Here is an 8,505-nt window from a genome sequence, read left to right as displayed (position 1 = left end):
GGTGTCCCAGGTGCGAGGTGCGGGGACGTGCGGTGCGGAGGCGCGGCCGTCATCGGACGGCGCCTTCCCGCGCGCGGACCCCGGCGGCGGGCGAGGCGGTGAGCGAGGCCGGCACCGCCTCGGCCGCGGCTCGCCCTCCCACGCCGGGGTGATGACGGGCGAGCATGCCGATCCCCGCGAACGCGACGAGAGCGCTGACGATGAGAAGGCTCAGGACCTCAGGCGGCATCGGCGCGTACTCGCCCAGCAGCAGGGCTCCCACGGCGACGGCCGTGAGTGGGTCCACGACCGTGAGTCCTGCCAGCACCGTCTCCGGCGGCCCGGAGGCGTAGGCGGTCTGCACCAGCCACATCCCCGCGCCCGAGGCCGGCGCGAGTGCGAGGACGAGGAGCCACACGGAGGGGGACAGGGCGCCCCAGTCCCCGGAGCGTGTGAACAGCTCGGCGGCGGCCAGGTGCGCTCCGGAGGCCACGGTGCCGAACAGCACGCCGGCCGTACCCACCCGCGCGAGGTGGCCGGCGCCGCTGCGGGCGAGCGCGACGGCGGCCGCCGCACCCAGACAGAGGAGGAGGACGAGTGTGCCGGCCGCCTCCTCGCTGACCTGGGCGGGGAGCGAGCAGCGGGCCGTCAGACCCACGAACACGGCGATGGATCCGGTGGTGAGGGCGATGGAGGCGAGCAGGCGGCGGGTGAGCGGCACCCGCAGCGCGCGGGCGCTGATGAGGGCCGCGCACACGAGGGAGAGCGCTCCCACCGGCTGGACGAGCGCCACCGGGGCCAGACCCAGGGCGAGGATGTTGAGGACGGTCTCCGCGGCGATCAGCGCGGTGCCCAGCAGCCAGACGGGGCTGCGGAGGACCGCGAGGCGCACGGCCGTGCCCGCGCCGCGGCCGCGGGTGACGGAGAGATGCTGCAGATGGGTGCCGACGGCGAGGAGGACGGCACCTGCCGCGGCCGCCGCGACCGCGGCGACGAGGACGGGGGAGAGGATCATGGCAGCGAACCTACGGGGCGGTCCCCGTCCGGTCGTCACGCCTGAGGATGATCTTCGGTGATACCTGCGAGTGACCGCTCCTGCCCGCCGTCCTCCGGCGGCCCGGATCCGCCCGCTACGATCTGCCGTATGGCATCCCATCCCGGCAGCAGCGCAGACGGACGGCCCACACCCGCGGCGACGGGAGGGGATCCGGTGCCTGACCGCGAGCGCGATGCGGCCGCCACCTCGCCCGTGACCGTGCGACGGGAGGCACCCGGCGGTGCTGCGGTGCGGGTGGCCGTCGTCGACGATCAGGCCATGGTGCGCGAGGGATTCGGCGCCCTCCTCGACGCGCAGCCGGACCTCGCGGTGGTGGGCAGCGCGGACGACGGCGCGGGCGCGGTGGACCTGGTCCGCCGGACGCGGCCGGACGTGGTCCTCATGGACATCCGGATGCCGCACATGAACGGCCTCGACGCCACCCGCGCGGTGCTCGCCATGCCGGGGGAGAAGCACCCCAAGGTCATCATCCTCACCACCTTCGACGCGGACGAGTACGTGTTCTCCGCGCTGCGGGCGGGCGCCTCCGGCTTCCTGCTCAAGGACGCGACGGCCGAGGAGCTCGTGTCCGCCGTGCGGATCGTGGCCGCGGGCGACGCCCTGCTCTCGCCCCGGATCACCCGCACGCTCATCGCGGACTACGCCTCCCGCCCGGCGCCCCGGCGGACTCAGACGCTGTCCGAGCTCACGGAGCGGGAGCTCGACGTCATGAAGCTCGTGGCGACGGGCAGGTCCAATGCGGAGATCGCCGAGGACCTGTTCCTGTCCGAGCAGACGGTGAAGACGCACGTTTCCCGCGTGCTGTCGAAGCTGGGCCTGCGCGACCGGACGCAGATCGTGGTGACGGCCTACGAATCCGGGGTGGTGAGCGTGGGCGGCTGAGGCTTCGCCGCGGACCTCCGGTGGGCGTCTCACCGGTCGGGTGAACGCGTTCCCGAGGCCCGCCTCACTCTCCGGGTGGTTCGCCGTTCCCTCCTGTGGGTGATGCCCCGGCGGCGTGCGCCTCCGTACGTTCCTGGGAGTCGATCCGAGGAGCGCCCATGTCAGTCGTCCCCACACACCCGCGCAGCGCAGACCGGACCGTCCTCGTGCGCATCGCGGAGCGCGACGGGAGCATCGACGCGGTGCGGGCGCTCTCCCTGCTCGTCGTCGTGATGCTCCACGCTCTCATGGCGGGCGCAGGGCGTGCGCCGGACGGCGGCCTCACCGCTTCCGTAGCCATGGCCGGTGAGGGCTGGTTCGCGCCCGTGAGCTGGGTGGTCCAGGTGATGCCGCTGTTCTTCATCGCGGGCGGTTTCGCCGGCCTGCACCAGTGGCGGCGGATGCAGGGCCGAGGTGACAGCGCTGTGGACTATGTGCGTGTACGGGCGATGCGTCTCATCCTGCCCGCCGCTGTCATGATCGGGCTGTCCGGGCTCGTGCTCGCCGGTGCCTCCGCGGCAGGAGCGGACGGCGAACTCGTCGCCGAGGCCGGCCGCAGGATCACGCAGCCCCTCTGGTTCCTCGCCGTCTATCTGGGCGTGACCTCACTCGTCCCCGTCATGGCCCGGCTCCACGAGCGGCACCGGGCTCTCACCCTCGCAGTCCTGGCCGCAGCGGTGCTGGGCACGGACCTCCTCCGCATGCACACGGACCTGCCGGTCGGGTATCTCGGCCTCGGGCTCGTGTGGCCGCTCATGCAGCAGATCGGCTTCCTCATGCACGACGGCGCATGCGCGCCGCGCTCCGCAGGCGGTCGATGGACGCCGGCGATGCTCCTGACCGGGGCGGGCCTCGCCACCGGCGGCCTCGCAGCTCTGGTCTCCTGCGGCTGGCCGGCGGACATGCTCGTCAACCTCAACCCGCCCACGGCTGCGCTCGCCCTCCTGGGCGTCGTGCAGTTCTTCCTGCTCCAGCTCGCGCGTCCGGCCCTCGACCGCTGGATGCGCAGACCTCGACCGGCCAGAGCCGTGCGGGCCGCCGGGGCACACGCAATGACGGTGTACCTGTGGCACATGCCTGTGGTCCTGCTGCTCGTGGCCGTGCTCTGGGTGACGGGAATGCCGTTGCCGGACCCGCACACTGCGGCCTGGTGGGCGACCCGTCTGCCGTGGCTGGCGGCGGTCTGCGCCCTCGTCGTCCCGGCAGCGCTCCTGCTCGCGGGAATCGAGCGCGGGAGCCGGCGCGCGCAGGCGGGACGAGCGGCGGCGCCGGGCGCTCGCCTTGCGGCGAGGACCGCGCTCGCGGTGCTCTGCGGGATCGCCGGCGTGACCCTCGCGCTCCTCGCCGGTGCGGCCGACCTGCCGGCGGTGATCTGCGCGGTGGCGCTGCTCGCGGCGGGTGCGGGGCTGTCCGCCGGACGCGGACGGTGAGGACCGGAGTGCTCTGTTCGTTCAGGTGCTGCACGGTCGGGTGTGACGGTCTATGGACCCGCGGACTCGTCCTCCCAGGGATTCACGATGCGCACACCGGTGCCCTCGAAGTCGCGGGCGTTCCGAGTTGCCAGTGCGCAGTCCCGGGCGAGGCAGATGGCGGCGATCATCAGGTCCTCGGCACTCATCGTTCGTCCTGCGGCTCTGCCGGCAGCGCGGACCTGTGCGTACTGCCGGGCTGCCGCCTCGTCGAAGGGAAGCTGACGTGCGCCCGCCCCCTCGATCAGTGTTTCGACCTGCTCGTGCAACCGTGTTCTGCGTGCGCCGTCAGGGAGCCGTCGAACGCCGTAGAGAAGCTCTGCGATGCTGATGGTGGTGAGCGCGGATTCCAGGGAGTGCTTCTGCATCCACGTGAGCACCGCGGGAGAGGGGTGGGGCTTCAGCGGCTCCGAGAGGACATTCGTGTCCAAAACGATCATGACAGTGAGATATCTCTGGGAGCGGAGCGAGTCGGCAGTTCGAACTCGCCGCGCACCTCGACGGCTCCGCGGAGCCACTCCGCGATGAAATCGACCCGCGGCGCCGCAGCGGCTTCGAGAATCGTCCGCGCCTCAGCTTCCATCGAGCGGTTGTGCTCTGCGGCCATGCGCTTGAGCGCACGCCTCGTCTCCTCCGGCAGGCCTCTGATCGTCAGCGTCGCCATATCGCCCTCCTCATTTGCTTTCAATGCTAGCAAGCTGCCGCTGGAGTGAGAAGCCTCGTCGGTGGCGAGAGCGCGCAGCGCGGAGAGGGTTCGGTATGCGGAGAGGCGGTGACGGAGACCAGCCGGTGCTCACACGCGCCGGAGCCGGCGCAGGCCGAGGGCGAGGCCGCCTGCGAGTGCACCCCAGACGAGATTGGTCACCAGCACCATCGGGATCGCGACAGGGTGGGCGAGAGGACCTTCGAGACGTCCGAGGAGCAGAGGGGAGAGAACCCCGGAGAGCAGGATCGCGAGCACACCGTAGGCGAGTCCGGCCAGGAGGAGCGTGAGGAACGGCCGCGGGATCCGGCTCAGCCCCACCACGAACACCCACACGAGGGTGATGGCGACGGTGGCACCCAGGGAGCCGGCCGCGGAGGGGACCGGGCCCGCCTCCCCGACGACGCCGGTGATCTTCAGCAGCGGGCGGCTGAGTGCGAAGGCACCGAGGACCAGGGCCCAGACGAGGCTGGTCGAGGGGAGCCGAGGTGTGCTGCCGTCCGCTGGGCGCGGGGCGGGAGGAACTGCGGTCATGACGGGTCTCCGTGGGATTCTCGGTGCGAGGTGGGAGGTGCAGGGCACCAGGTGCATGGGGCAGGGGGAGCGGAGGGGCGGCCGTTCAGGTGCCCCGCACCCCGCGCGTCCGCGCACGAGCGAGCAGTGCGCTCAGACCTGCGGCGACGAGTCCGCACACCGCACCCACGAGCGTGCCGGTGACCAGACTGGAGAGCACCGCGAAGCCGCGGAGGATGAGGTTCTGCGCCGCAGGGGCGAGTTCCGTGAGATTCCCGCCCAGCCGCGGAGCGCCGGCGGGAAAGGCCGTCGTCCAGAAGATCTGGTGGATGACGGCGAGGAGGACGCCGTAGACCGCACCCACCAGGAGCAGCGTGAGGAACGGCCTCCGGATGCGGAGGAAGAGCACTGCGGCCACCCACACGAGGACGGGGACGTACACGAAGAGCGCATTCAGCGCTGTGCCCTCCTCGAGGATGTGCAGGTCATGGAGGATCACACGGGGTGCGCCCAGGAGCGCCAGGCCGAGGACGAGGAGGACGAGTCCCCCTCCTCGTGGGCCGGCGGCTGCGGAGTGTGGGTCGCCGGGTGCGGGCTGAGAGCTGATCGTGCTGCGTTCTGAGAAGGTCATGCCTCCACGCTAGGAACCGGGACGCCCCTCCCACATCCGTCCGGAAGCGACAGCTCGCGCCCGGCAGCTGTCGCCTCGGAGCGACTGTGCGGCGCCGCTGCCGTTCCTACACTGAGGTCATGACGTCGAGAGGCAGCCCGGAACGAGGGAACGGCCCGCGTGCGCGGGTGTTCGACCTCGTCCTCGCCGTGCTGGTGTGGGGCTCCGTCTCCTGGCTCATCACGGCCGATCAGGCGGGAGACCGTGCCCCGGACGCCCTGGCCTACCTCTGGGCGCTGGGCCTGGGCTGCCTCATGCTTGTCCGCCGCCGGTATCCGCTGCTCGTCCTCTGGATCACGGTGGCCGCGCTCTTCGGCTACTACACGGCCGGCTATCCCGCGGTGGGCCTGAGCGTGCCGGCGGCCGGCGCGCTGCTCACCGCTGCGGAGTTCCGCCGCCTGCGCTGGCCACTGCTGGCCTCGGCCCTCCTGCTCACCGTGAGCTACGGTGCCAGGACGCTGCAGGGACAGGATCTCACCCGGATCATCGGCTACGAGCTGGTGGGCCACCTGGGTCTCATGGCGGCTGCGATCGCCCTGGGCACGAGCATGCGGCTGCGGCGTGAGCTGCAGGAGCGCACGGCACAGCTCGTGCGCGCGGTGCGGGAGAAGGAGTGCCGCGAGGCCCAGGCCGCGCTCGCCGCCGAGCGCACCGCGATTGCCCGGGACCTGCACGATTCGCTGGGCCACCGCCTCGCGGTGCTGTCCCTGCACACCGAGGTCGCCGCCGAGGCGGCCGATGCGTCCGCGGCGCGCTCCGCGCTCGCCGTCATCCGGGAGACCGTCGACGCCATGTCCGTGGAGCTGCACCGGACCGTCCGTGCGCTGCGGCGGAGCGAGGACGGTCAGGGTGCGGTGCGCTCGCCGCGCTCGCTCGCCGGCCTCGAGTCCCTGTTTGCCGCCCTGCCCGTGGAGACGCACGTGACGATGGACCGCGCGCTGCGCACCGGTGCCGTTCGTCTGCCCGCGCCGGTCGAGGCTGCGGCCGTGCGGATCGTCCAGGAGGCCCTCACCAATGTCGTCCGGCACTCACTCGCCACGCGGGCGCGAGTCACGATCACCCTCGGGTCCGGGAGCGGGACCGAGACCGAGGCCGAGACCGAGACCGGGATCGAGGCTGGGACCGGGAGCAGGACCGAGGCCGGAGACGGAGGCGCCACCGAGACGCGGAGCGGAGCTGCGCCGGAGGGCGCCGAGCGACTGCACCTGGTGATCGCGGATCCGGGCCCGCCTCGGCGCGAATCGCTCGCGGACCGCCCCGAACCGCGGGACGGCGTGCCTCGGCGCGCGGCTGAGGACGGTCTCGGCGGCCTCGGCCTCCTCGGCATGCGCGAGCGAGCTGAGGCGCTGGGAGGCTGTTTGGAGGCCGGTCCCCGGGCGCTCGCGGACGCCGACCGCGCAGGCCCCGACGACGCAAGTCCCGATGGCGCAGGCCCTGACAGTGCAAGCCCCGATGGTGCAAGCCCCGACGGTGCAGGTCCCGGCGACGCAGCCCGCAGTCAGAGGGATCCGCTCGCCCGGGGGTTCGTCGTCGAGGCGCGGCTGCCGCTCGGTGCGGACGGGGGAGAGGAGGAGCACACGTGATCACCGTGCTGCTGGTCGACGACCAGGACCTCGTACGCGCCGGTCTGCGCGCCCTCCTGGAGAGCACGGAGGACATCGAGGTGGTGGCGGAGGCCGCCGACGGTGCACAGGCTCTCCGCGCAGTGGCCGCCCACGCGCCCGATGTGGTCCTCATGGACCTCCGCATGCCGGTCATGGACGGGATCGAGGCCATGCGCCGCATCCGCGGGGACGCGGCGCTGGAAGGCACCCGCGTGCTCGTGCTCACCACCTTCGACGACGACGCGGACGTCCTCGACGCGGTGCGTGCGGGGGCGGCGGGCTATCTGCTCAAGGACACGCGGGCGGAGGCGCTGCGGGAGGCAGTGCGCAGCACTGCGGCCGGCGGCAGCCTGCTCTCTCCGCGCGTGGCCCGGACGGTGCTGGACCACGTGGCCGCAGGTCCGGGGGCCGCCGGGGCGGGTTCGGCCCCTCCTGCTGCTTCCGTGACAGCAGCCCTGCACCAGCTCACGGAGCGGGAGCGCGAGGTGCTGGCACGGCTCGGGTACGGGGAGACGAACACGGAGATCGCACAGAGGCTGTTCCTCAGCCCGGCGACGGCGCGGACCTATGTGAGCAGGATCCTCACGAAGCTCGGAGCCAGGGACCGGACCGAACTCGCGCTGCTGGCGGTGCGCGCCGGACTCACCGCTGAGGATCGCTGATCCGGGAACGAGCCCCGCATACCGAGGGCGGAGCACCGGTTCGAGAGGACCGAGCCGTGTGAGAGCAGATCCGCAGCGTGCCGAGCCTCAGCGCGCGGCCTCGGCCTCGCAGCGCGCGCAGGGGATGGGCTCGAGGCGTTCGTAGTCGGCGCGGCCGCGGCGCCAGTAGCCGTCCACGCTCCAGCTGTCGCGCGGCAGGCCCTCGCGGAACATGAGGTGGCAGCGCAGCGACTTCACGCTCAGTGCCTCTCCGGCGGCCCAGACATAGCCGCTGCGGTCCGGGAGCGTGTGCCGCATGACGGCGTCGGCGAGCATCGTCGTGGTGCCGGGAGCGGCATCGCCGCGGTGCAGCCAGTGGACGGTGAGATCCGCGCGGGTGGGCAGGTCGATGTGCGAAGCCGCGTCCTGGACCTCGACGTAGGCCGTGACCGGGGTGCCCTCGGGAAGGGACTCGACCCAGCGGGCCAGGGCGGGCAGCGCGGATTCGTCGGCGGCGAGCAGGTACCAGTCGTAGACGTCGTCCTTGACGAGGTACGCACCGCGCGGGCCCAGTGCGCCGAGCCGGTCACCGGGAGCGGCCTCGGCCGCCCAGTGCGCGGCGACACCGTGGGTGCCCAGGACGAAGTCGATGTCGAGGGTGCGCGCCTGCGGGTCGAACCAGCGCACGGTGAAGTCGCGGTGGACCGTCCCGCGGGGCGACCACTGTCCGCCGGAGAACTCCGGCAGCACCGGCTCCCCGGCGGCGTCCGTGTCGAAGATGAGCTTGAGGTGGTCGTCCGGGCTGATGAACGGGAACTCGGCGAAGTCGTCGTCGGCACGGAACCGCACCCGCTTGAGATTCGCGGAGAGCTGCGCGGCGCCGACCACGGTGAGCACGCGGGCGCGGGGCGTGAAGCGATAGGTGGCGGTGCGTGCGGACTCCCGCAT

General features: G+C 72.5%; 10 protein-coding genes. 4 read left to right on the top strand and 6 right to left on the bottom strand.

The window, feature by feature from the left end:
• Positions 1–49: 49 nt before the first annotated feature.
• Entirely contained in the window at positions 50–994 is a 945-nt protein-coding gene (locus Q0A33_RS06775; RefSeq protein ID WP_291794679.1) for a DMT family transporter, read from the bottom strand.
• Positions 995–1,123: 129 nt separating this feature from the next.
• Between Q0A33_RS06775 and Q0A33_RS06770 the strand changes: the two genes are divergently transcribed.
• On the top strand, positions 1,124–1,918 hold the full coding sequence (locus Q0A33_RS06770; protein WP_344334329.1) for a response regulator transcription factor: 795 nt from the start codon (positions 1,124–1,126) through the stop codon (positions 1,916–1,918).
• Positions 1,919–2,076: 158 nt separating this feature from the next.
• Positions 2,077–3,387, top strand: a complete 1,311-nt coding sequence (locus Q0A33_RS06765; RefSeq protein WP_291794678.1) for an acyltransferase — start codon at positions 2,077–2,079, stop codon at positions 3,385–3,387.
• A gap of 50 nt (positions 3,388–3,437) precedes the next feature.
• Here Q0A33_RS06765 and Q0A33_RS06760 read toward each other — a convergent pair whose 3' ends face one another.
• From Q0A33_RS06760 to Q0A33_RS06745, 4 genes are all read right to left on the bottom strand, one after another.
• Positions 3,438–3,866 (bottom strand): type II toxin-antitoxin system VapC family toxin, encoded by a 429-nt coding sequence (locus Q0A33_RS06760; protein WP_291794677.1) that lies wholly within the window; start codon positions 3,864–3,866, stop codon positions 3,438–3,440.
• Positions 3,863–4,090 carry a hypothetical protein gene (locus Q0A33_RS06755; RefSeq protein WP_291794676.1) on the bottom strand — a complete coding sequence of 76 codons (228 nt, stop codon included), beginning with the start codon at positions 4,088–4,090 and terminating at the stop codon, positions 3,863–3,865. The genes Q0A33_RS06760 and Q0A33_RS06755 overlap by 4 nt, the downstream gene beginning before the upstream one ends.
• A gap of 129 nt (positions 4,091–4,219) precedes the next feature.
• Complete coding sequence (locus Q0A33_RS06750) at positions 4,220–4,663, bottom strand: hypothetical protein (protein ID WP_291794675.1); 444 nt, start codon at positions 4,661–4,663, stop codon at positions 4,220–4,222.
• Positions 4,664–4,748: 85 nt separating this feature from the next.
• The gene (locus tag Q0A33_RS06745) at positions 4,749–5,273 is read right to left on the bottom strand and encodes a hypothetical protein (RefSeq protein ID WP_291794674.1); all 525 of its coding nucleotides are present in this window, start codon (positions 5,271–5,273) and stop codon (positions 4,749–4,751) included.
• Between the two features lie 119 nt (positions 5,274–5,392).
• Here Q0A33_RS06745 and Q0A33_RS06740 point away from each other — a divergent pair, with 119 nt between their 5' ends.
• Positions 5,393–6,895, top strand: a complete 1,503-nt coding sequence (locus Q0A33_RS06740; RefSeq protein ID WP_291794673.1) for a histidine kinase — start codon at positions 5,393–5,395, stop codon at positions 6,893–6,895.
• A complete protein-coding gene (locus tag Q0A33_RS06735) occupies positions 6,892–7,578 on the top strand; it encodes a response regulator transcription factor (protein WP_291794672.1) in 687 nt (228 codons plus the stop codon). The genes Q0A33_RS06740 and Q0A33_RS06735 overlap by 4 nt, the downstream gene beginning before the upstream one ends.
• 87 nt (positions 7,579–7,665) lie before the next feature.
• On the opposite strand, the gene Q0A33_RS06730 is transcribed toward Q0A33_RS06735, so the two are convergent.
• On the bottom strand, positions 7,666–8,505 hold an 840-nt coding region (locus Q0A33_RS06730), incomplete at its 5' end, for a siderophore-interacting protein (RefSeq protein ID WP_291794671.1).

The sequence above is a fragment of the Brevibacterium sp. genome, from assembly GCF_022712115.1.
Classification (GTDB): Bacteria; Actinomycetota; Actinomycetes; order Actinomycetales; family Brevibacteriaceae; genus Brevibacterium; species Brevibacterium salitolerans.
The sequence above is the reverse complement of the archived record's forward strand: the minus strand, read 5'-3'. Positions and strand labels throughout refer to the sequence as shown.

Coding starts and splice junctions, on each gene's coding strand:
- Q0A33_RS06775 (WP_291794679.1), bottom strand. CDS start 994: ATGATCCTCTCCCCCGTCCTCGTCGCCGCGGTCGCGGCGGCCGCGGCA.
- Q0A33_RS06770 (WP_344334329.1), top strand. CDS start 1,124: ATGGCATCCCATCCCGGCAGCAGCGCAGACGGACGGCCCACACCCGCG.
- Q0A33_RS06765 (WP_291794678.1), top strand. CDS start 2,077: ATGTCAGTCGTCCCCACACACCCGCGCAGCGCAGACCGGACCGTCCTC.
- Q0A33_RS06760 (WP_291794677.1), bottom strand. CDS start 3,866: ATGATCGTTTTGGACACGAATGTCCTCTCGGAGCCGCTGAAGCCCCAC.
- Q0A33_RS06755 (WP_291794676.1), bottom strand. CDS start 4,090: ATGGCGACGCTGACGATCAGAGGCCTGCCGGAGGAGACGAGGCGTGCG.
- Q0A33_RS06750 (WP_291794675.1), bottom strand. CDS start 4,663: ATGACCGCAGTTCCTCCCGCCCCGCGCCCAGCGGACGGCAGCACACCT.
- Q0A33_RS06745 (WP_291794674.1), bottom strand. CDS start 5,273: ATGACCTTCTCAGAACGCAGCACGATCAGCTCTCAGCCCGCACCCGGC.
- Q0A33_RS06740 (WP_291794673.1), top strand. CDS start 5,393: ATGACGTCGAGAGGCAGCCCGGAACGAGGGAACGGCCCGCGTGCGCGG.